The 22,399-nt window shown below is 47.2% G+C and carries 16 protein-coding genes; 5 read left to right on the plus strand and 11 right to left on the minus strand.

The features are described from left to right. Positions 1-141: 141 nt before the first annotated feature. On the minus strand, positions 142-1,260 hold the full coding sequence (gene malK, locus ACQ31U_RS05150; protein ID WP_431054006.1) for a maltose/maltodextrin ABC transporter ATP-binding protein MalK: 1,119 nt from the start codon (positions 1,258-1,260) through the stop codon (positions 142-144). Positions 1,261-1,655: 395 nt separating this feature from the next. On the opposite strand from malK, the gene malE reads away from it, so the two are divergent. The 3 genes from malE (at position 1,656) to malG (ending at position 5,391) form a co-directional block, all read left to right on the plus strand. Next, a complete protein-coding gene (gene malE / locus ACQ31U_RS05155) occupies positions 1,656-2,843 on the plus strand; it encodes a maltose/maltodextrin ABC transporter substrate-binding protein MalE (RefSeq protein WP_431054007.1) in 1,188 nt (395 codons plus the stop codon). A gap of 81 nt (positions 2,844-2,924) precedes the next feature. Then, the gene (gene malF / locus ACQ31U_RS05160) at positions 2,925-4,490 is read left to right on the plus strand and encodes a maltose ABC transporter permease MalF (protein WP_431054008.1); all 1,566 of its coding nucleotides are present in this window, start codon (positions 2,925-2,927) and stop codon (positions 4,488-4,490) included. A 10-nt stretch (positions 4,491-4,500) separates the two neighbouring features. Then, on the plus strand, positions 4,501-5,391 hold the full coding sequence (malG, locus tag ACQ31U_RS05165) for a maltose ABC transporter permease MalG (RefSeq protein ID WP_431054009.1): 891 nt from the start codon (positions 4,501-4,503) through the stop codon (positions 5,389-5,391). Between the two features lie 59 nt (positions 5,392-5,450). On the opposite strand, the gene malT is transcribed toward malG, so the two are convergent. Next, positions 5,451-8,156 carry an HTH-type transcriptional regulator MalT gene (gene malT / locus ACQ31U_RS05170; protein ID WP_431054010.1) on the minus strand — a complete coding sequence of 902 codons (2,706 nt, stop codon included), beginning with the start codon at positions 8,154-8,156 and terminating at the stop codon, positions 5,451-5,453. A gap of 192 nt (positions 8,157-8,348) precedes the next feature. Here malT and malP point away from each other — a divergent pair, with 192 nt between their 5' ends. Both malP and malQ read left to right on the plus strand, forming a co-directional pair. After that, positions 8,349-10,751, plus strand: coding sequence for a maltodextrin phosphorylase (malP, locus tag ACQ31U_RS05175; RefSeq protein WP_431054011.1), 2,403 nt, complete (start codon positions 8,349-8,351; stop codon positions 10,749-10,751). Positions 10,752-10,761: 10 nt separating this feature from the next. Continuing rightward, complete coding sequence (gene malQ / locus ACQ31U_RS05180) at positions 10,762-12,858, plus strand: 4-alpha-glucanotransferase (protein WP_431054012.1); 2,097 nt, start codon at positions 10,762-10,764, stop codon at positions 12,856-12,858. A gap of 61 nt (positions 12,859-12,919) precedes the next feature. Here malQ and ACQ31U_RS05185 read toward each other — a convergent pair whose 3' ends face one another. From ACQ31U_RS05185 to ACQ31U_RS05225, 9 genes are all read right to left on the minus strand, one after another. Then, the gene (locus tag ACQ31U_RS05185) at positions 12,920-13,675 is read right to left on the minus strand and encodes a DeoR/GlpR family DNA-binding transcription regulator (RefSeq protein ID WP_431054013.1); all 756 of its coding nucleotides are present in this window, start codon (positions 13,673-13,675) and stop codon (positions 12,920-12,922) included. Between the two features lie 94 nt (positions 13,676-13,769). After that, positions 13,770-14,456 carry an SDR family NAD(P)-dependent oxidoreductase gene (locus ACQ31U_RS05190; RefSeq protein ID WP_431054014.1) on the minus strand — a complete coding sequence of 229 codons (687 nt, stop codon included), beginning with the start codon at positions 14,454-14,456 and terminating at the stop codon, positions 13,770-13,772. A 4-nt stretch (positions 14,457-14,460) separates the two neighbouring features. Beyond that, positions 14,461-14,928: a YhcH/YjgK/YiaL family protein gene (locus tag ACQ31U_RS05195; protein ID WP_431054015.1), complete on the minus strand. Its 468-nt coding sequence runs from the start codon at positions 14,926-14,928 to the stop codon at positions 14,461-14,463. Positions 14,929-14,953: 25 nt separating this feature from the next. Continuing rightward, positions 14,954-16,126, minus strand: a complete 1,173-nt coding sequence (locus ACQ31U_RS05200) for a sialidase family protein (protein ID WP_431054016.1) — start codon at positions 16,124-16,126, stop codon at positions 14,954-14,956. A gap of 35 nt (positions 16,127-16,161) precedes the next feature. Next, positions 16,162-18,030, minus strand: a complete 1,869-nt coding sequence (locus ACQ31U_RS05205) for a TRAP transporter permease (protein ID WP_431054017.1) — start codon at positions 18,028-18,030, stop codon at positions 16,162-16,164. Positions 18,031-18,056: 26 nt separating this feature from the next. Further along, entirely contained in the window at positions 18,057-19,046 is a 990-nt protein-coding gene (locus ACQ31U_RS05210) for a TAXI family TRAP transporter solute-binding subunit (RefSeq protein ID WP_431054018.1), read from the minus strand. A gap of 358 nt (positions 19,047-19,404) precedes the next feature. Then, a complete protein-coding gene (locus ACQ31U_RS05215) occupies positions 19,405-20,388 on the minus strand; it encodes a tripartite tricarboxylate transporter substrate binding protein (protein WP_431054019.1) in 984 nt (327 codons plus the stop codon). A gap of 21 nt (positions 20,389-20,409) precedes the next feature. Further along, positions 20,410-21,909: a tripartite tricarboxylate transporter permease gene (locus tag ACQ31U_RS05220; protein WP_431054020.1), complete on the minus strand. Its 1,500-nt coding sequence runs from the start codon at positions 21,907-21,909 to the stop codon at positions 20,410-20,412. Positions 21,910-21,921: 12 nt separating this feature from the next. Beyond that, complete coding sequence (locus tag ACQ31U_RS05225; protein WP_431054021.1) at positions 21,922-22,398, minus strand: tripartite tricarboxylate transporter TctB family protein; 477 nt, start codon at positions 22,396-22,398, stop codon at positions 21,922-21,924. Position 22,399: the final 1 nt, after the last annotated feature.

Below are 22,399 nucleotides of genomic sequence, written 5' to 3' on the forward strand. Positions count from 1 at the left end.
GTTAAAATTACTACATTTTTCATTTGCTTATCGTCACCGAAGCGGATAAGCCGGGTTTTACAGACAAAAATATCCCGTCCGAATATTGATAAAATAGTCGGAATATTTAAATTTTTTAATAAAAACAATAGGTTGGTTAAGCTATACGCCTATCTCTCGATGTAGCCGCCGGCAAGCGTTGCCATCTTCTTTAAACAGGTGGCAGCGCTCGGGCACAATGCCGATATCCATCACTTGCCCTTCTTCGGCTAGTACCACATCGTTTTGCCGGTAAACCAGTGTCGGCTGTTTGATTTCGGGAATTTCCAGATGAATTTGGGTCTCATTGCCTAACAGTTCGACCACGGTGACAATGCCTTTTAATTTAACTTCAGCTTGCGCCGCCGGAATCAAGTGTTCGGGACGCACGCCCAACGACAGATTTTCGCCCACTTTCACGCCGTCACCGGCGACCGGAATCCAAAAACGATGGTGATTGGCGTCCGGCAATTCGATTTGCACCCGCGCTTGCTCCACCGCAGTGGTTTTCACCGGCAGAAAATTCATTTTCGGCGAACCGATAAAACCGGCGACAAAGCGGTTGGCCGGATAGTGGTAAAGCTCCAACGGCTTGCCCACTTGTGCGATTCCGCCTGCATTCAACACCACAATTTTATCCGCCAAGGTCATGGCTTCGATTTGATCATGGGTAACATAAATCATCGTGCGGTTGAGTTTTTTGTGTAATTTTGAAATTTCCACCCGCATTTGCACCCGCAATGCGGCATCGAGATTGGAGAGCGGTTCGTCCAACAGAAAAACTTGCGGCTGTGAGACCAATGTCCGCCCGATGGCGACCCGTTGGCGTTGACCGCCGGACAGGGCTTTCGGTTTGCGATCCAACAAATGCGCCAGTTGCAAAATTTCAGCGACTTGGTTAACCCGTTTATTGCGCTCCTCTTTTTTAACACCGGCAAGTTTTAAGCCGAACGACATATTTTCCGCCACGTCCAAGTGCGGATAGAGGGCGTAAGATTGGAACACCATGCCGATTCCGCGTTTTGCCGGCGGCACATCGTTCATCAACGTGTCGCCGATATACAGTTCGCCGGAGGTAATGTCTTCCAAGCCGGCAATCATGCGCAATAAGGTGGATTTACCACAGCCGGAGGGGCCTACGAATACGACGAATTCGCCTTCTTCAATTTCCAAATTAATATCTTTGGAGATATGGATATCGCCATAAGATTTGTATATTTTACGTAAAGAAAGACTCGACATAATTTTCCCCTGTAAGCCTTACGGCGTTTTCACCGCTGTTTATCCCTTGATAACTCAATATGATTAAAATTTTATGGTGGCCAGTATGCAGCGATAATGCAAGAAAAAAATCCTCCTTCGGCCGTTTTTTTAAGGGGGAGATGAAAAATAACGCAAAATCGTAAAATATTTTTTATGCCCCGATATTGTGATCAGGATCTTGTTTATCATGTTATTTTTTGTGATCATTATCGCAAAAACCAGGATTTGTGTGATCAAGATCACCGTTTGCCAGCGCGGGGAGGAGTGTGGGGGATGATGTCATTTTAGCCGTAAAAAGGGCATTATTGGCGACAACTAGGATGTCAAACACAATACTTTTGTTATTACTTAAATTTAAATTAAGGACAGTCGATATGAAAAATAAATTTTTAACACTCACCCTAAGTGCGGTTGCGGCGTTGGTGGTTTCCGGCGGCAGCATGGCAAAACTGGAAGCGGGCAAGCTGGTCATTTGGATCAACGGCGATAAGGGCTATGACGGATTGGCGGAAGTCGGTAAAAAATTTGAAGCGGACACCGGCATTCCGGTGTTGGTCGAACATCCGGATAAATTGGAAGAGAAATATCCGCAAGTGGCGTCGACCGGTGACGGCCCGGATATCGTCTTTTGGGCACACGACCGTTTCGGCGGCTATGCGCAATCCGGCTTGTTGAGCGAATTGCACCCGAGTCAGGAGTTTAAAGACAAATTCGTGTCTTTTGCTTGGGACGCGGAAAGTTACAACGGGAAAATCATCGGCTATCCGGTGGCGATTGAAGCCTTATCATTGATTTATAACAAAGATTTAGTGGCGAAAGCGCCGCAAACCTGGGAAGAGGTCGTCGAGCTGGACGCCAAATTGAAAAAAGAGGGCAAAAATGCAGTCATGTGGAATCTGGCGGAACCGTATTTCACTTGGCCGATTATTGCCGCTGACGGCGGTTATGCATTTAAATACACCAATAACCAATATGATGTGAACGATATCGGTGTCAATAACGAAGGTTCGTTGCGCGGTTTGCAATTTGTTGTCGATATGGTGAAAAATAAGATTATCAATGCCGATACCGATTATGCGATCGCCGAAGCCTCGTTTAATAAAGGGCAAACGGCGTTGACGATTAACGGCCCGTGGTCATGGGGCAACATTGAAAAGAGCGGTATCAATTACGGCGTAGCCGTGTTGCCGACCTTGAATGGTCAGCCGTCCAAACCGTTTGTCGGGGTGTTGAGCGCCGGGATCAACGCCGCCAGCCCGAATCAGGATTTGGCGGTCGAATTTTTAGAAAACTACCTGCTGACCGATGAAGGCTTGGATATGGTCAACAAAGACAAGCCGTTGGGTGCGGTGGCGCTGAAATCTTATCAGCAACAACTGGCAAAAGACAGCCGCATTGCCGCCACCATGCAAAATGCGGAAAACGGCGAAATCATGCCGAATGTACCGCAAATGGCTGCATTCTGGTATGCGGAGCGCAGTGCGATTATCAATGCGGTGAATCAGCGCCAAAGCGTGAAAGAAGCGCTGGATGACGCCGCCGCCCGTATCAAGGCGCAATAATCGGTTTCAACCGCACTTTATCTGCCGTCGGCGAACGCCGTGAGGTAAAAGTGCGGTCTCTTTTTTCGGATAGGCGGTTTTATGCAACAAACGACCACACAATCTCTTTGGTCGCTGACGGATACGTCTGCGGCGGCCAAATACCTTAAATGGGGACTAATCGCCCTGGTACTGCTGCTCGATTTTTATCTGGTTTCGGTGATGTATCTGCAGGGCGAGATCCTGTTTGCCATTCTCACCCTGATTGTGATCAGCTCCGGCATCTATGTTTTCGCCAACCGGAAAACTTACGCTTGGCGCTATGTTTATCCGGGCATTATGGGCATGGGGATTTTCATTCTGTTTCCGCTGGTCTGCACCATTGTGATTGCATTTACCAATTACAGCGGCACCAACCAGCTTGCCTTTGAAAGAGCGGTCAGCGTGCTGTCGCAACAGCGTTATTTTTCAGGCGAGAAATACAATTTCAAGTTGTTCGCACAGCCGGACAACCGGTGGCAAATCGAAGTGACCTCGCCGCAGGGCGCAAGCTACCTGTCCGATGAGTTTGCGTTGGGGGCGGAAACGATCGCGTTAAACGCCGAAAGTGCGGTCAGCGCACAGCCTGCCGTGCCGCTTAAAACCGTGATTGAACATCGTAATGCGTTGCAACAAAGCCGTTTGATTCTGCCGGACGGCAACGAATTGAGCATGAGTTCGCTGCGCCAGTTTGCCCAACAGAGCCAGCGCTATCAGTATAACGACGAAAACGAAGAGCTGGTTAATCTGGAAAACGGCAAGCGTTATAAAGCCAATAACGAGATCGGTTTTTTCCAACGGATTGATACGCAAGGCAATTGGCAAAGCGAAACGCTGGAGCCGGGTTATACCGTCAGCACCGGCTGGGGCAATTTCGTTAAAATTTTTACCGACGACGGCATTCAAAAACCGTTTATCCAGATTTTTATCTGGACGGTGCTGTTTTCGCTGCTGACCGTGTTGTTTACCGTGGTGATCGGCATGGTGCTGGCGTGCGTGGTGCAGTGGGAACCGTTGCGCGGCAAAGGCGTTTACCGTCTGCTGCTGATTTTGCCTTATGCCGTGCCGGCGTTTATCTCCATTTTGATTTTCAAAGGGTTGTTTAACCAAAGTTTCGGCGAAATCAACTTGATTTTAAACCAATTGTTCGGTATCCGTCCGGAGTGGTTCAATAGCCCGACGTTAGCCAAAGTGATGATTATTATCGTCAATACTTGGCTGGGTTATCCGTATATGATGATTTTGTGTATGGGCTTGCTGAAAGCGATTCCGCAAGATTTATACGAAGCGTCGGCAATGGACGGCGCCAGCACTTGGCAAAATTTCAGCAAAATCACCGTACCGTTGCTGATCAAACCGCTGACGCCACTGATGATTGCCTCGTTTGCGTTTAATTTCAATAACTTTGTGTTGATCCAACTGTTGACTAACGGGCGTCCGGATATGATCGGCACGTCCACGCCGGCAGGGCACACCGACTTATTGGTCAGCTACACCTACCGTATCGCCTTTGAAGGCAGCGGCGCACAAGATTTCGGTTTGGCGGCGGCGATCGCGACGATTATCTTCCTGTTGGTCGGCGGGCTGGCACTGCTCAATTTGAAAGCCACCAAGTTAAAACTGGATTAGGAGAAAAAATATGGCAATGGTGCAACCGAAATCAATGCGCTACCGTTTGTGGGCAACCCATCTGTTGTTAATTGGCTTTTTGGCGCTGATCCTGTTTCCGTTATTGATGGTGATCGGTATTTCGCTGCGGCCGGGCAATTTGGCGCTCGGCGATCTGATCCCGCAGCAAATCTCGTGGGAGCATTGGCGCTTGGCGTTAGGCATGGAAGTGATCAATGCCGACGGCTCAATCACCAAGCCGCCGTTTCCGGTGCTGTTGTGGCTGTGGAATTCAATTAAAATCGCCGGAATTAGTGCGATCGGGATTGTGGCGCTGTCCACCACTTGCGCTTACGCTTTCGCCCGCATGAAATTCAAAGGTAAAAAGACCATTTTGCAGGGGATGTTGATTTTCCAAATGTTTCCGGCGGTGCTGTCGCTGGTGGCGCTGTATGCCTTGTTCGACCGCTTGGGAATGTATGTGCCGTTTTTGGGCTTGAACACGCACGGCGGCGTGATTTTCGCCTATCTCGGCGGCATTGCGTTGCATGTGTGGACGATTAAAGGTTATTTCGAAACCATCGACGGTTCGCTGGAAGAAGCCGCCGCACTGGACGGCGCTACGCCGTGGCAGGCATTCCGCTTGGTGTTGCTGCCGCTGTCGGTACCGATTTTGGCGGTGGTGTTTATTCTGTCGTTTATCGCCGCCATCACTGAATTTCCGGTGGCGTCGCTGTTGCTGCGCGATGTCAACAGCTACACGTTGGCGGTCGGCATGCAGCAATATCTCTATCCGCAAAACTACCTGTGGGGCGATTTCGCCGCCGCGGCGGTGCTGTCGGCAATCCCGATCACCGTGGTTTTCCTGCTGGCGCAGCGCTGGCTGGTCGGCGGCTTGACCGCCGGTGGGGTGAAAGGCTAAATTTTATTGCGTTGAGGCAACCGCACTTTTACCGATTACCGGCAAAGTGCGGTTTAGGCTCAATTGGAATACCCCATCAACGTCAACAAACGGCGGGTATATTCAATCGATTCGGCGCGGTTGTTGACGCCGATTTTTTGATACAGGTTGCGGATATGGGTTTTGATGGTGGTCGGGGCGACTTGCAGCTCGCTGGAAATCTGTTCGTTGCTGTAGCCGGAATAGATTAAGCCCAGCACCTGCCACTCCCGTTGGGTCAACGGGCTGATACGCAACAACTCCGGCACTTGCGGATTTTGCAGCAATTTTTCGACGAAGGTTTCGTCAAAATGGGCGAATTTATGCCGGTAGTGCTGGTTGATACTGCGCAGGATAAATTGCGCTTTGTGGGTCAGCAGTTCATCGAGAATATTCAGTTGCAGCAGTTGGCGCAGCTGCTGCGCCATAATTTCGCCCTCGATCACAAAAATACTGATAAAGTTGGTCTGTTTACTGATTTCCAACGCCTCCAACAAACTTTTTTGCGCCTCGACGAATTTGCCTTGCAGAAAACAGACACGGTTATGCAGCACCAGATCTTTGTTTAATTCGCTGATAAAATTATAAGTTCTGGCAGTGCTGATCAGTTTTTCGCTGAGGAGTAACGCGTCGTCGTATTGCTGCAAGATAATGTTGGCACGCACGATATTGCGCCATTGGCGGTGGGAAAAGTGATTGGTGTCCTGCGCCGGTTTGTCGCTTTGCAGCAGCCAAGAGCGGGTTTGCTGCACTTCGTCTTTCATCTGCCAATACAACAATTCCGCTTCGTTATGGTGCGACAGCCAGTCGTTGTGATAATGGTGGGTTTGCAGCAGGCTGCGTTGACGGCGTAAAATCCGTTCGGCGTTGTCCAAATTGCCGCGCGTAATCGAAATTTTCGCCAATAAGGACAGGCACTGCAATTTATCCGCTTCGTCCGCCAACACCTGCAAGCCGGCTTCCGCCATGGTTTCGGCTTTATCCAGCGAATACCACTCCCATAAAATATGCCCTTTCAGACGCAGTAAAAACTCATACATCGGCAGTTTTTGCAGGTGCTGTTTTTTCACTAACAACGTGGCTTTGTCCAAAATATCATAGGCGGTTTGCAGAAAGCCTTGCGCCAGCAGAATCTCCGCCTGCTGCAACAGCGACCATAAAATATGGTGGTACGCCTGATTTTGCTGCGCCAGTTTTTCCGCCTCGCGCATCATTTTCAAGGCTTGGTTCAGCTGCCCGCGACAATGTTGTGCTTCGCCGATCACGGCGGTGGCGACGATATGGGCATACTGCTTTTCTTGCGGCAGGTGCTGTAACGCGGTGGTGGCAAGCTGAAGTGCGGTGTGATCATCGCCGGCGTTAATCGCCACCTGCGCGCGCAGGGCGTCGAACTCCGCCTGCAGCGGCTGGTCGACCGCAATTTGCTGTTGTTGTACCGCGACGGCGAATTTTTTCAGCAAACCGCCGACTTCATGGTGTTTGTGCTGGCTTTGCAGCAGCCAAGCCTTGAGCAGCACCAGACGCGGATAGATCGCCAGCTGTTGCAACTGAACCGCACTTAGGCTCTCCTCCAGTAATTTCAGCTCGCCTTGATGATAGAGTTGCCAGCCGATTTGTTGCAGCATTGCCAACAGCGTATCTTGTTGTTGCAACTGCATGGCGTGATACAGCGCTTCGGTGGAATAACCGATTTCCAGCCAAGCGTCGGCGGCCTGTTGATGTAAACGCTGCAATTCGTTTTGCAGCTCCAGCTCGCGGAAATGCTCTAAAAAAGAGGCGAACAACGGGTGAAAACGCCACCATTGTTCTTGTTGATCGATATTGATCGGATAGACGAACAAGCCCTGTTTCACCAACTGATCCAAGCGTTGGCGGCTGTCGGACAAACCGGTGATTTTTTCGACCAGAAATTCGTTCATCGAGCGCAGCAGCGAACAGCGCAATAAAAACAGGCGGGTGTCGGCAGCGAGATTGCGAAACACCTCGTCGTTTAGGTATTCGCTGATATGGTTGCTGTTGATTTTGGTGATCGATTTTGCCGCTTCGTGCAACGAGGTATTATGCTGGCGGGCGTATAAATTGACTAACTGAAGTGCGGTCGGCCAGCCTTCGACTTGATCGCAAAGCTGGTTAACCTCGTGTTGCGACAGTGATTCCTCACCTCGGTCAAGAAAAAACTGGCGGCTCTCTTCGTGGGTGAACGGCAATTGGGTGATGTCCAACTCCAACAGCAGCTCCTGCACGCGCAGATTGGCGATATTCAGCGGCGGCATGGTGCGTGAAATCAGAATCAGGGTCATATTTTGCGGCTGGTGCTTAATCCAAAATTTTAGCCCTTCGTGAATTTCATTGTTATCAATCAAGTGATAGTCATCAATCACCACAAAAAAGTGCGGTTTGAACTGGTTGCTTTCGACTAATAATCGGCTCAACGCCGCCAAAAAATTGGTTTGCGCCGGATTGGCGGCGGTACTGCCGCTTTCCTGATGGGTCGCCCGTGCCAACGCCGCACGGAAATAGGCGATAAAACGTTCGCTCTCATTGTCGCTTTCGTCCAATGCATACCAACCGATATGCGGTTGGGTTTCCGCCCATTGCGATAACAGCGTGGTTTTGCCGTAACCGGCCGGCGCGTTAATCAGTACTAACGGATAGTGGCAGGCTTTTTCCAAGAGCGTCAGCAAACGGGAGCGGACAACGATATGCTGTAAACGTGACGAATGACTGAGTTTTGACGGAATAAGCATGATTTTTCCTGCAAATATGATAAGAATAGGCTAATGATAAGAGCTATTGGCGAGGCATACAAGCGCTAACCGTTTACGCCCCGATTATCCTCCCATAAAGATTGCAACAAGGAGGAGTAAAAATCATCGGGTTATTGCATAATGGTGCCAAATCATTCGGTTACATTTATTCAAATATCAGGAGACAATTTCATGTCAGCGACACAAACCCTTCCGTTCGACAGTCAGCAATTTGACTTGGCGATTAAAAAACAATGCCGTTATTTAAACGTCGAAAATCCGCAGCAACTCAGCCTGCAACAGTGGTACCAAGCGGTGTCGCAGGCGGTGCTGGATTTATCCTATGCCGACAGCAAGCCGCTGGTGTCGGATCTGCGCCATGTTAATTACCTGTCGATGGAATTTTTAATCGGGCGGCTGAGCGGCAATAATCTGCTGAATTTGGGTTGGTATGAGCAAGTGCGGTCATACCTGAAACAATACCAAATCGAGTTGAGCGATCTGTTGGAAGAGGAACGCGATCCGGCATTGGGCAACGGCGGTTTGGGGCGGTTGGCGGCGTGTTATCTGGATTCGATGGCGGCGATTGGGCAACCGGCGACCGGCTACGGCTTGCATTACCAATACGGCTTATTTAAACAGTCATTCAACGACGGCAAACAAGCGGAAGAGGGCGACGATTGGGCGCGCAATCACTATCCGTGGCAGACTTACAACAGCGGCAAAAGCTGTATGATTGGTTTCGGCGGCAAAAGTGAACGCTTGCAGGGCGATCAATACCAATGGACACCGGCGCTGTTGATTCAGGGCAAAGCCTATGATTTGCCGGTGTTCGGTTATAACAACGGCGTGGTGCAACCGCTGCGCTTGTGGCAGGCAGACAATGAACAGCAGTTCGATCTTGCCGATTTCAACGACGGCAAATTCCTGAAGGCGGAAAAACAGGTGGTGGCTGCCGCCGCCTTGACCAAAGTGTTGTATCCGAACGATAACCATCAAAACGGGCAAAAATTACGTTTAATGCAGCAATATTTCCATTGCGCCTGTTCGGTGGCGGACATTTTGGATCGCCATTTCAGCGCCGGTTACAGCCTGCAACAACTGCCGGAAAAGCAGATTATCCAACTGAACGACACCCACCCGACCCTTGCTATTCCGGAATTAATGCGGCTGTTATTAGATAAATACCAGCTTTCGTGGGACGAGGCGTGGGCGATTTGCAACCGCACTTTTGCCTATACCAACCACACATTGTTGCCGGAAGCATTGGAACAGTGGGATCAGCGCCTGTTTAAACGCCTGCTGCCACGCCATTTCCAAATTGTGGATAAAATCAACGCAATTTTTCAACAACAAGTGATGGCGCAATTCGGCGAAAATGCCGAAATTTGGCAGAAAGTGGCGATTTTGTATGATTATCGCGTCAGAATGGCGAATTTGTGCGTGGTCGCCTGTTTTGCGGTCAACGGCGTGGCGCAAATCCATTCCGATTTAATCGTCAGTGATCTGTTCCCTGAATACCATCAACTGTTCCCGAACAAATTCCGCAACGTCACCAACGGTATCACCCCGCGTCGCTGGATTCGTTTAGCCAACCCGAACTTGGCGAATTTGTTAGACCGCACTTTGGACGGCGACTGGACACGGGATCTGTCTTTGATTAGCGGGGTGGAAAAACAGGTCAACGACAGCGGTTTCCGTGAGGAGTACCGACGAATCAAACAGGGCAACAAGCAGGTTTTGGCGGAGGAGATCGAACGCAGCTTAGGCTTGCGGGTCAATTGCGAGGCGATTTTTGATATTCAAATCAAACGTTTCCATGAATATAAACGCCAGCACCTGAATTTGTTAAACATCATTCACAGCTATCAGCTGTTGAAAGATAACCCGAATATGGACTACACCCCGCGGCTGTTCGTGTTCGCAGGCAAAGCGGCGCCGGGCTACTATTTGGCGAAAAATATTATCCACGCCATCAACAACGTGGCGCAGCTGATCAACAACGACAAAAGCGTGAAAGACAAGCTGCAAGTGGCGTTTTTGCCGGATTACCGTGTCAGTCTGGCGGAAAAAATCATTCCGGCGGCGGACGTGTCCGAGCAGATTTCGATGGCGGGCAAAGAGGCTTCCGGCACGGGCAATATGAAATTGTCACTCAACGGTGCGCTCACCCTCGGCACGCTCGACGGCGCCAATGTGGAGATTGCCGAAATGGTCGGCGAAGAGAATATCTTTATTTTCGGGCATACGGTCGAGAGCGTGCGTGCGCTGTTGCAAGCCGGTTACCACCCGAAAGCGGTGTATAAAACCAATCCGGCGCTGAAAAGAGCGGTCGATTTTCTGACCAAGAAAAACGTATGCGGCGGCGACAAGCAGCAGTTCCGTTTAATGCTCGAAAGCCTGCTCGAACGTGATCCGTTCTTGGTGTTTGCCGATTTTGACAGCTATGTTTCGGCGCAGCAGGAAGTCGGTTTGCGTTATCTCGATCAAGAGGCTTGGCTGACCAGTGCGATTTTGAACACCGCACGGTTGGGGGCGTTCAGTTCGGATCGCTCGATTAGGGATTATCAGCAACGGATTTGGTTAAAGAAATAGGAAGTGCGGTATGACGGATAAAGTAGAACAGGCATTTGCCAACGCCGGTATTCAGCGTTATTTTTTCAATGAACACGGCTTGCGCAGTTATGCGTCAAGTGCGGTAAAAAGCCAGATTTTGGCTGCGTTTGACGGCAAAATTCCGCAAAATATGCCGAAAAACCTGTTGCCGCCGGTGAAGGTGTTTTACCATAACAGCCCGGCTTATTTGCGGCTGAATGTGCATAACGGGCAGCGTTATCACGGCGAATGGCAATTGCAGTTAGAAAACGGCGAATGCGTACAAGGCAAAATCAAACGGAATGCCCTGAATTTGCCGCGCGATTTGCCGCTCGGTTATCATCGATTAAGCTTAAAGTGCGGTCGGCACGCCGCTGCGGCGACGATTATCGTTGCGCCGCGCCAATGCTACCAACCGCCTGAAATCCAAGCCAAGCAAAAGTTGTGGGGCAGTTGCGTGCAGCTTTACACCCTGAAATCGGAAAGCAATTGGGGCGTCGGCGACTTCGGCGATTTACGGCAATTTTTAGCCGAATTCCGGCAAAACGGCGGCGATTTTATCGGCTTGAACCCGATTCACGCCCTGTTCCCGGCAAATCCCGAGGGGGCAAGCCCGTACAGCCCGTCGTCACGCAACTGGTTGAATATTATTTATATCGATGTGGCGAACCTGCCGGAGTTTCAGCAAAGTGCGGCGGCGCAACGCTGGTTTCAATCGGAAGCCGTACAACAGCAATTGACGCAGTTACGCAAGGCGGATTGGATTGATTACAGCGCCGTAATGGCGTTGAAATTGCACGGCTTGCAGCTTGCGTTTGCCCAGTTTGAACAACACACCCCTGAACAACACACCATAAGCGAGCGGCAACAACAGTTCCAAGCCTTTGTGCAACAAGGCGGTGAAAGTTTGCAAGTGCAAGCCACCTTTGACGCGTTGCACGCCGATTTGAGCGCCCGTTTTGCCGAGCAGTGGGGGTGGGATTGTTGGGCGGCGGAATATCAGGATTATCACGCCGCTGCGGTCGCCGATTTCCAACGCGAACATGAAGACGAAGTGCGGTTTTACGCGTGGTTGCAATGGTGTGCCGCCGAACAGCTTGAGGCATGCTATCAATTCTGCCGCCAACAAAACATGCCGATCGGTTTGTATCGTGATTTGGCGGTGGGCGTGACTCCGAACGGCGCGGAAACGTGGCTGGATAAATCGTTGTTCTGTTTAACGGTCTCGATCGGCGCACCGCCGGACATTTTAGGGCCGCAAGGGCAAAATTGGGGCTTGGCGCCGATGAATCCGCATGTGTTGCAACAGCAGGCGTACCGCCCGTTTATCGAGATGATCCGCGCCAATATGCAAAGCTGCGGTGCGCTACGCATTGATCACATCATGTGCCTGTTGCGGCTGTGGTGGGTGAAGCGTGGCGACAGCGCCAAAAACGGCGCTTATGTGGCGTATCCGGTGGACGACTTGATTGCGATTTTGGCGTTGGAAAGCCAACGACAACAATGCATGATTATCGGTGAAGATTTGGGGACAGTGCCGAAAGCGATTATCAGCAAGCTGAAAAACGCCGCTATTTTTTCCTATAAAATTTTCTATTTTGAATTTGATCAAAAAGGGCAGAGCCGTGCGTTGGCGGAGTATCCGTATCAGGCGATGACCACCTTGAGCACCCACGATCTGCCGACCGTCAACGGTTACTGGCGCGGTCACGATTTTGAGTTGGGGCAGCAGTATGACGTCTATCCCGATCCGAAAATCTTGGCAATTTTACAACGGGATCGAGTCAATGCCAAAGCCAAGATTTTACAGCGTCTGCGTGAAGCCGAGATTGCCATTCCCGAGGGGGTGGACGAGAGTTTGCACTCCGCCTGCCCGTTGGCGTTCAACCACGAGTTGCAACGCTATGTGGCGGCGGTCAACAGCGCCCTGTTCGGCTTGCAGCCGGAAGACTGGCTCGGCATGACCGAACCGGTCAATATCCCCGGCACCAGCACCCAATACCCGAACTGGCGCAGACGCTTGAACCGCACTTTAGATCAAATTTTTGCGGATCCGCAAGTGCGGCAGTTGTTGCGGGATGTGGCGGAGATACGGAAGGAGCGCTAACAAAATAAGCTATTCCCCGATGAATAAATTTACATCGGGGATTGGGGTAAAATAAACCAATTTAGACCATCACTAAATTGAAGTTTCGCTGTTGCATTTCTTGCTGTTGTACCGCACTTAGCGCGCTGTCGGTAACGATATCGGTGAGTTCGTTTAAATGTGTCGCACAAAAGAAAGAATATTTTCCGTATTTACTGCTGTCGGCGACCAGCACTTTGCGCTTTGCGTTCTGTACCAAGCATTTTTTCAAAAACGCTTTTTCCTCGGTGGGGGCGGTAATGCCTTTTTCCATGCTCCAGGAATTACAGCTGACAAAAGCGAGATCCGGATAAATTTTTTGTAAGCTTTCTTGACCATAGTTGCCGATACAGGATTGGCTGCTGTTATCCACTCTGCCGCCGGTGACGATAATTTCGATTTGCTTGTATTCCGATAACAGCAGGGCAATGTGTAAGTCGGTGGTGACCACCCGCAACGGCATATGGGCGATTTTCTTGGCGATACACAGGGTTGTGGTGCCGGCATCCAGCACGATAGAGTCGCCGGGAGAAATCAGCGACATAGCATATTCGGCAATTCTTTCTTTTTCCAAAATTTGTTTGGCGAGTTTTTCGTTAGTTGTTGGTTGGAAAGGAATGAATTGATTCAGGCTCACGCCACCGTGAGTACGGAGAATAGTCCCTTCTTCACTGAGTTTAATCAGATCGCGACGAATCGTCGCCGGGGAAGAATCTGTGACTTTGACCAATTGCTCGACAGTCGCAATATTATGATTTTTAAGAAATAATATTATTTTTTCCGCTCTTTCTTTTGGCATAATACATTCCTGAATGTTGATTTATAAGGTAAAGATTTATTGTTATAACATTCTAACACCAATGTGTTAGATACAAGATAAAATAATCAACATTTTATAATGATGCTCCGCCACAGATCATTAACTCTTGCCCGGTAATTGCCGCCGCGGACGGTGAAAGAAGATAGTCGACATAATCCGCAACTTCAGAAGGCATAATATAACGACCTATCGGGGGAAGTTTTGGTGCGGAACTTTGGCGATTCGGCTGCTTTAACATTGGGGTATCCGTCGCTCCCGGAGCAATAACATTAACCGTGATACCTTTTGGCGCGAGTTCGGCGGCCCAGCTTCTCGCCATTGCCACTAACGCCGCTTTGGTTGCGGTATATTGTGAGCGGCCCGCCATCCCCTTCGATGTCCGACTGCCAATCAGTACAATTCTGCCGCCTCGGGGTAATTTAGGAAGCAAGGTATTCGCCAATATTTCAGCAACATGGACATGCAGCTGCCATAATTGTCGGCTACGTTCTTCATCCAGTTGACCCAGACCAGCGGCTGTCATGCTGCCGGCGGCATGGATGACGGCATCTACATGTGCAATACCCTGTAAATAGCGTTTTAATGCCGCCGTGTCGTTTAAGTCGATACTCTGAAACAGAAATTCGGCAGGGTAATTTTCACTTGGCGGACGCCGGCTTAACCCGGTGACTCGCCAACCGTTTTGTAGCAGAGACGCCAGAATCGCTTTACCGATTCCGGAGCTGACGCCGGTAACAACCGCATGTTTTTTAGTATGCATTGCGCTACCCCAGCATTTTTGCAGGAATTTTAAATACGGCTTTCCTGACCTTGCCCGGTTGGTTCACCATACAGAGCGCCTGATGGGCTTCACCCGGCAAAAATACCGCAAAATCTCCGGCCGTCAAATGGATCGCTTGTGTTAGTTTTGGCTGCGTAAGAATAAAGAAATCGGGCTTTTTTTCCTCTTTTTCTTCGGCTAAGCAGTCGAGCAGGGAATAGTGAATAATTTCCTCGCCTTGCAACACAATTTGTATATCGGCATAGCGTTGATGTAATTCGGTATGCCGTGATTCTCTTGGGCTGGTTTCAGAGACATTGATAGTATAAAACCATTCTGCACCATCAGGTTGGTATCTGCCGTCGGGTTTGGCGGATAATGCATTTAAAGATAGCCCGGGATTCGCCAATAACGTGGTTAAAATGCCGGGTAGCCCGGCACTGTGTAATGAATTCAGGTTGCCACCGATCATAATAGATTCTCCTGATAAATACGCGCTAGAGCGTATTTATCCGTACGTATTTGATTGCTTGCCGGAAATAGGTATAGCTAATATGCAAAACACCGTCTTTACCTTGGATAATACTCGGATAGGAAAATTCCCGATTGAGTTTTTCCTGTGAGTTGTTGGTCATGCAATAGCCGTCGCCTTCGTCCAGATTTCTGACAATAATCCAGTTTTCGCCGTTATCTTTTGAAATAGCCAACGTCATCGGCGCACGCGGCGCACCCCAGAAAGCGGCTTTCCCTTGCGGGGAAACCGCACTTTGCCCGGTGTTTTCGGTTAATCCGTCATCTTCGTCTTCAATTTCATCATACAGTGAAAGACGTCTTTCCGAAGCATTTAATGCACTGGAATTATTAAAAACCAATGCGAGATCGCCGTTTTTTAATGTGGTTGCCTGAATAGACGAATTATTATTGGGAAGTGCGGTCGGCTCCGGCGATGACCAGCTATTACCGCCGTCGGATGAGATACTTTTATAGATATAATCTGCCCAACGGCTACGGAACAGAGCGATTAATGAGCCGTTTTTTAACGGCGTGATATTCATATGCACGCAGCCTACACTGTCCGGCACCAGTACATCGCGCCAGGTTTTTCCTTTATCAGAGGAAATTTTTACCGCACTATAGTCATTATTGCCAACCCATTTTTCTCCAGGCTGAGTGACGCAGTAGAAAACCGGCAGAAGCCAATCACCATTTACCAGCACGGTGATTGGCTGACGAATAAATGTGCCGGGTTTATCCAATAAAACCGCAATCTCGCCCCAGGTTTCACCGAAATCAGTCGATTGGCGATAACGGACTATGGCGGTATCCTGATTGCCCGATTTTTGGGCCGTCCATAGTAACCATAATACATTATCCGGATCGAGAAAGAGGAGCGGATTTTGCTCTGATCTTGATGTATCATTGGATAATTGTTGCGGTTTTGTCCATTGTTGGCTGTTTTTCGGTAAGCGGGAAAGAAAGATAGAAATATCCGCAATCCCCTCTTGCGTGCCGCCAAACCATGTACACAGCAAATCGCCATTTGGCAACTCAAATAAATTCGAAGCATGGTTTTGCGGACATTGCACCGGGATTATGGCGGTAGCGACATCGGGATTGCTACCGTATTCAATCAGTCCATTGGCAACGACGGTTTCTGTTGTTTGGTTCATATTCATTATTCCTTTACGCTTTTGCTACAAATAAATTAAGCAACTACTGGTTTTTTAGGCACGGCACTTTTCCAACACCAAAGTATCATGCCGAAAGCAAACAGCAGGCAGGTATACCAAAGTGCGGTACCGGAATTATCCAACACAATACCTAAGCTGATGGCCAAGAAGATTATGCGTTCAACCATATTCAGATTTTTCTTCATCCAACCTTGCAGGAAAATTGCCCAACATAGGGTAGCAACCAGCATTCCGAAGAAGGCGATTAAAATCATACCAATACTGCCTTGCCAGAGTACAACCGGATCGGTAATAAAGCTGAATGGGATTAGGAAAATCACGAGGGCATAAGAAAATGCGATCATACCGGTTTTGGACGAGTTACTATTGGCAATTGCCGCCGCGGCATAGGAACAGAGTGCGACAGGCGGCGTTACCATGGAAAGGACGCAGTAATACATTATAAACATATTGGCAGCCAAGCGATCGACGCCCAAATCGATTAACGCCGGTGCAAAGATTATCGCACCGATAATATAAGCGGCGACGGTTGGTAACCCCATGCCCATGATAATACAGCCAAAGATGACCATAATCAGTGATAAGTATAAATTGCCGGTACCGACTTCGCTTAAGATTTCAACAAACTTAAACGCGAGATTGGATTGGGTTGCCACGACCATGATGATACCGACCGAAGCCAATGGAACGGAAACCCAAGCCATCTGTTTTGCCGTATCAATAATTATCGGATAGATGGTTTTCAGACTATAACGGGTACTTTTACGTAATAACGGGGCTAATAGCGCAACGATGGAACCGACAAAGGCGGCATATGGTGCAGAATACCCGGCGATTAGCGCAATGATGAGTAATAGCGGTGAAATCAATAAGTGGATTCTTGGTAAGATCGGTTCGATTTTTAGTTCTTTGATGGAGATATTACCGACGCCGCTTTTTCTGGCTCGGAGGTCAACCATTACAAATAATGCAAAATAAAATGCCACGGCGGGAATTAAGCCGGCGGCAGCGATTTCCACATAAGGAATGCCTAGCATATCGGACATGACAAAAGCGGCAATCCCCATGATTGGCGGCATTAATTGTCCGCCGGTAGAGGCTATGGCTTCGGTTGCCGCCGCTTGCTCTTTGCTATAGCCGGAACGGGTCATAATCGGGATTGTTAGTACTCCGGTTGAGGTGGTATTGGCAACGGCGGAGCCGCTGACCATACCAAATAAGGCGGAGCCCAATAATGACATTTTGGCAGCACCGCCTTGTAGCGGCGCCGTTGCTTTCATTGCTAAATCAATGAAGACACTGCCGCCGCCGGTCATGGTGAATACACAGCCGAACATCACAAAGTAAAACACAAAGTTAATCGCAGTGCTGGCAGTGATACCGAATAAACCTTCGGTTTGCATGCTGATTAATTCTGTCATGGTATCAAGAGAAAATCCTTCGAAAGCCGTCCATCCCGGGAAATAGGGTCCAAAATACCCATAAAGTACGAAAATAATCACGACGGATAACAGTGAGAAACCTACTGAACGTCTTACCGCTTCGAATAACATCGCTAAACCGGCAACAAAAGCGAATTTATCCGCGAATAAAACATCATCGATCATTTCTAAACGGGATTCCAATCTTGGAATTGAAATATAGTAGTGGTAACAAATGTATAATGTTAACCCGATACAAATTAAATCAATTGCCCGCCCTAAATATTGGTTTTGTTTTAATTCCAATGGTCTGAAACAAAAAACTAAAGCAGTCGCCATATACACATGGATACTGGCAGCCGCCAATGGTGACATTGGCACAAAGAATTGCTGCAATAAAAATGTGATATAGAAAATCCCAAGGATGGAAGCTAATATCTTCAAAAAGAGATCATATTTCATATTGATACCTATAGATTAAAAAATGCTTATTTGATCCAACCTTGCTCACGGAAATATTTTGCGGCGCCCGGGTGTAATTCGAACCAAGCAGCATTTTGCGCGATTAATTCCGGTTTCCAATAATTCAACGGAGCATGAGCCTCTTTAAGTTGCTGTTGTTTTTCCACCAAAGCCTTGGTTACGTTATAAACAGTATCATCGGCAACACTGGCGTTGGTAATAAATACTGTTGCGCTGACCGGATTGATATAATCCTGTTCTTGCCCTTTATAGGTGCCGCTTGGCATGGTGCCGGTCGGCAATCCGACTTCAGCCAAGGCGTCCAATACATTTTGTGGAAATGGAATATATACGACATCATTTGTCAGGGTCATTTCGGTCAAATTCGGGTGCATGGCAGGCACATTATCGATGTAGACATCAATCGTATTGTCTCTTAGCATTTGGCTGGTTTGTCCGCTGCTGATTTGAACGACCTTACCTTTGGCTTTCATACTTTCAAAGTCTGTGCCCAGCGCTTTGAAAATAAAATCGGCAATGATCGGCACTTGGGAACCGGTCGGTTTGGTTGCAATGACCACTTTATCGGCATTGATAATTTTTTCTAAAGTATCATTACCGGTTTGTTCAACCCATGATTTGCGTGCAACAATGATGGTATAGGCCTCTTGCATATTGCCAAAAACCAAGCGTTGATCTTTATTTTGCTTGTCTTTATAGAGGTCGGTTAACCCGTCTCTCGCCCAAACAATTGCATTTGAGGTTGCGAATCCGAAATCGGCTTTTTTATCGTTAACTACCACCGGATTGGTCATGCCGCCCCCACGAGGAATTAACTTGATTTTATATTCATTATTGGTCGCTTCAGGCACTAAACGATTAAATGAGGTGCCATAGGTGTACCAGCCATTGCCCGGTGGTTGGGAGATGATGGTGGATTCAACACTGGCTTGGGCAACGCCGGTAAAGAACAGAGCGGTTAAGGCAATTTTTAGTGAATGTTTCAGTTTTAACATGGTCTGTATCCTCTAAATAAAATTAACTAAAAAAGTTGCGGGTAAAGTAATTGATTAAGAAAGGCGAAGTTTTTTCGAGTGAGCCCCCTTTTATGCAAAACTTGAATCATATTGATTTAATTCAATCAACTTATAGGGTTTTATACCCTATAATGATGATTAAATATGAGATCCAGCTCTCAAATAATCACAATGATTAAAATAAATCACATTAATGTGATGTAGATCTCTTTTTGTTGGCTTTACGTGTAAAGAGTGGAACAAAAAAGCGGACTCTGGTTAAGTTCGTGAGTGTGTATACTCGGCATGAAAATATATGCCTCCGGAGAATAAGAGGCATATATTAGAATAATAAGTGCTAATTATTGACTAGATCTTTATTATTTTCAAATAATTGAAGAGTGCTGTCTAAATGTTTGATCAGCTCTTGTGTGCCGACAAATGTCGGAGAAACACTATAAGCCTCTTCGGTTTTTTTCTGGAAATCCGGTTGTTCGGTTACTTTCTGAATGGCATTTGCCATTTTGGCCACAATTTCGTTATCTGTGCCTTTTGGAAAGCTTAAGAAGTAATATCTTTCTGCCAACCAGTCATATCCTTGTTCTTTGGCGGTAAGAACATCCGGGAACAGTTTGTTACGGTTTTTATTAATCACTGCCAAAGGAATAAAATCACCGGAATCAAAATAGGATTTCATTACGCCATAAGGATTAACGTTAATGTCAATTTTACCTGCCAGTAAAGCTGCATTTCTATCTGTTCCGCCACCGGCATCAACAATATTGAAGTCGACATCGGCTAATTGTTCAAACACTCTGCCTAGATAATATGAATATCCACCAACGGAAGAGGCATAAATCAGTTCACCCGGTCTTTTTTTGGCCTCGGTAACTAAATCATCCAAATTTTTCATATTGCTGTTTGCGTTAACGGCAATAACATATGAATCATCAACAATGGTCGCCGCTACCGGAGACAGTGCCTCGTGTGCTTGGGTAGCCGTACCAACCACTTTATTGGTTAACATCGATTCATGAAAGAATAAGGCGGTATAACCGTCTGGTTTGGCATTGACGACTTGTCGCATGCCGGCATTACCATTTGCGCCGGAAACATTATTAACAATAATAGTGACACCCAATTCTTTTTCTAAGTGGCTAGCCAGATTACGCGCATGGAAGTCTGTATCACCGCCGGCATTAAAGGGTACGATAATGGTGATATTTTTATTGGGCCAGCTATTAGAATCTGTAGAAGTCTCCGCATTTTTACTGTCTTTATCGCATCCAACGATAAACATTCCTAAAGCCGCGGTTATAAATAAACTGAATATTTTCCTCATGGTAAATCTCCTTGTGATATATTAGTTGATATGTTTTTTCTTTATTTGTGATCTGACGGCAAAAATAATAACGATAGCAGTCATGATGAAAAATGCTAATGCGATAGGTGCTCTGAAAAACTCAAAAAAATCCCCGCGGGAGAACATCAATCCCCGTCTTAAATTAACTTCGGCAAGCGGGCCGATAATAAATCCTAAAATAAATGGTGCGGCCGGAATAGATAATTTAAAAAATGTAAAGCCGATCACGCCGAATAAGACGGTTGCCCAAACATCAAAGAAATTATTTCTCACCCCGAAAGCCCCGATGATACAAAACAGAAAAATAGCAGGTAGTAAGAAATGTTTTGGGATAGCCAAAATTTTGGTGAAAAGGCGCAAACCATAAAATTCCATTAAAAACATGATAATGGCACCGACAAACATCGCAACAAAAATAGTATAAACAGTGCCTACATTTTCAGTAAACATCAGTGGTCCGGGCACAATACCGTGTAATGTTAATCCGCCAAGTAAAATGGCGGTAACGGTATCTCCGGGAATACCCAGTGCCAACAAGGGTACCAAAGCGCCGCCGATAGCAGCATTATTCGAAGATTCGGATGCAACCAAACCGTCCATAATTCCGGTGCCGTATTTTTCAGGATATTTGGAGGTCGATTTGGATACGGTGTAAGCCATCACATTGGCTGCACCTCCTCCGATACCCGGTAAAATACCGATTGCGGTGCCTAATGATGAACAGAGCAAGAAGTTTTTTATTTGCCCGAAAAACTCTTTGATTGAGAAACCAAGTCCTTTGACAATTTTAATTGCGGCAATCACCTGCATATTATTTCTTTCTGTTTTCACCGTGTCTGCTTTGGAAATAATTTCGGTTATTGCAAATAAACCGATTAAAACCGGTAAGACATCAAAGCCATAGGCGATTTCTTCCGAACCAAAAGTAAAGCGATTAACCGATGAAATACTGTCCATGCCTACGGTTGCAAACATACACCCCATTAATCCGGAAATAAGCCCTTTCCAAATATTGTCTCCGGATAAGCCAACCAGCATACTTAATGAAAATAATGCAACGGCAAAATACTCATAAGCACCGAATTTTATCGCGATTTTAGCCAATATTGGTGACAGGAAAACCAAGACAACCGTTGAAAAAATAGTACCTAGAAATGAGAAGGTAACGCCAACACCGAGAGCTTTGAACGCTTGACCTTTTTTGGTCATGGGATAACCGTCGAAGCAGGTTGCTATGGATGATGGCGTGCCGGGAATACCCGCTAAGATTGCAGTAATTAATCCTCCGGAAATACCGCCGATGTAGAGTGCGATTAATAAAATGATAGAGGTATTCGGATCCATCGCATAGGTAATCGGTAAAAATAGGGCGAGCGCCATGGTGGCAGATAATCCGGGGACAGAACCAAAGATAATGCCAATAAACACTCCGCCTATCATACAGATCATTCCACTGACAGTTAATAGGGTGGAAAATCCTTGTAATAATAAATCATACATAATTCATTTCCTTTAGAAGAGAATACCGGATGGCATAGTTAAGTTTAAATAATGACTAAATAAAAAATTGGCAATGATTGGCAACATAATAGAAAATATAATGTATATCCATAATCTTTTTTGAATATAATCCGGTGTCAACATCAGGGCAAGGAAAAAGAGAAATGGCATGGATACCAAAACAAACCCTACGTATTGAATCAAAAGAATATAAACAAATATCAATGCCAATATGGCAAAAATTCTTTTCCAATCCGCTTGTTTTTTCTCTTTTTTTACCGGGCTATCTTTTATTTTAATATAAGATGTCAGCATTAATGCTATGGAGGTTATTAATAATAAACCGCCATAAATTTTAGGCATAAAATCTGCTTCTACACTGACAACATTCTTCGTGTTGATAAAAAATGAGCTGATCAAATACAAAATAGCCACGAAGAAAAAGATAAACCCGGCCATAAAGTTTTGGTTTGAGAAATATTTTTTCATA

This window comes from Testudinibacter sp. TW-1 (assembly GCF_050613185.1).
GTDB lineage: Bacteria > Pseudomonadota > Gammaproteobacteria > Enterobacterales > Pasteurellaceae > Chelonobacter.

Excerpts from the sequence above, each read along its gene's own strand:
- malK (WP_431054006.1), bottom strand. The coding sequence starts at position 1,260 with ATGTCGAGTCTTTCTTTACGTAAAATATACAAATCTTATGGCGATATC.
- malE (WP_431054007.1), top strand. The coding sequence starts at position 1,656 with ATGAAAAATAAATTTTTAACACTCACCCTAAGTGCGGTTGCGGCGTTG.
- malF (WP_431054008.1), top strand. The coding sequence starts at position 2,925 with ATGCAACAAACGACCACACAATCTCTTTGGTCGCTGACGGATACGTCT.
- malG (WP_431054009.1), top strand. The coding sequence starts at position 4,501 with ATGGCAATGGTGCAACCGAAATCAATGCGCTACCGTTTGTGGGCAACC.
- malT (WP_431054010.1), bottom strand. The coding sequence starts at position 8,156 with ATGCTTATTCCGTCAAAACTCAGTCATTCGTCACGTTTACAGCATATC.
- malP (WP_431054011.1), top strand. The coding sequence starts at position 8,349 with ATGTCAGCGACACAAACCCTTCCGTTCGACAGTCAGCAATTTGACTTG.
- malQ (WP_431054012.1), top strand. The coding sequence starts at position 10,762 with ATGACGGATAAAGTAGAACAGGCATTTGCCAACGCCGGTATTCAGCGT.
- ACQ31U_RS05185 (WP_431054013.1), bottom strand. The coding sequence starts at position 13,675 with ATGCCAAAAGAAAGAGCGGAAAAAATAATATTATTTCTTAAAAATCAT.
- ACQ31U_RS05190 (WP_431054014.1), bottom strand. The coding sequence starts at position 14,456 with ATGCATACTAAAAAACATGCGGTTGTTACCGGCGTCAGCTCCGGAATC.
- ACQ31U_RS05195 (WP_431054015.1), bottom strand. The coding sequence starts at position 14,928 with ATGATCGGTGGCAACCTGAATTCATTACACAGTGCCGGGCTACCCGGC.
- ACQ31U_RS05200 (WP_431054016.1), bottom strand. The coding sequence starts at position 16,126 with ATGAACCAAACAACAGAAACCGTCGTTGCCAATGGACTGATTGAATAC.
- ACQ31U_RS05205 (WP_431054017.1), bottom strand. The coding sequence starts at position 18,030 with ATGAAATATGATCTCTTTTTGAAGATATTAGCTTCCATCCTTGGGATT.
- ACQ31U_RS05210 (WP_431054018.1), bottom strand. The coding sequence starts at position 19,046 with ATGTTAAAACTGAAACATTCACTAAAAATTGCCTTAACCGCTCTGTTC.
- ACQ31U_RS05215 (WP_431054019.1), bottom strand. The coding sequence starts at position 20,388 with ATGAGGAAAATATTCAGTTTATTTATAACCGCGGCTTTAGGAATGTTT.
- ACQ31U_RS05220 (WP_431054020.1), bottom strand. The coding sequence starts at position 21,909 with ATGTATGATTTATTATTACAAGGATTTTCCACCCTATTAACTGTCAGT.
- ACQ31U_RS05225 (WP_431054021.1), bottom strand. The coding sequence starts at position 22,398 with ATGAAAAAATATTTCTCAAACCAAAACTTTATGGCCGGGTTTATCTTT.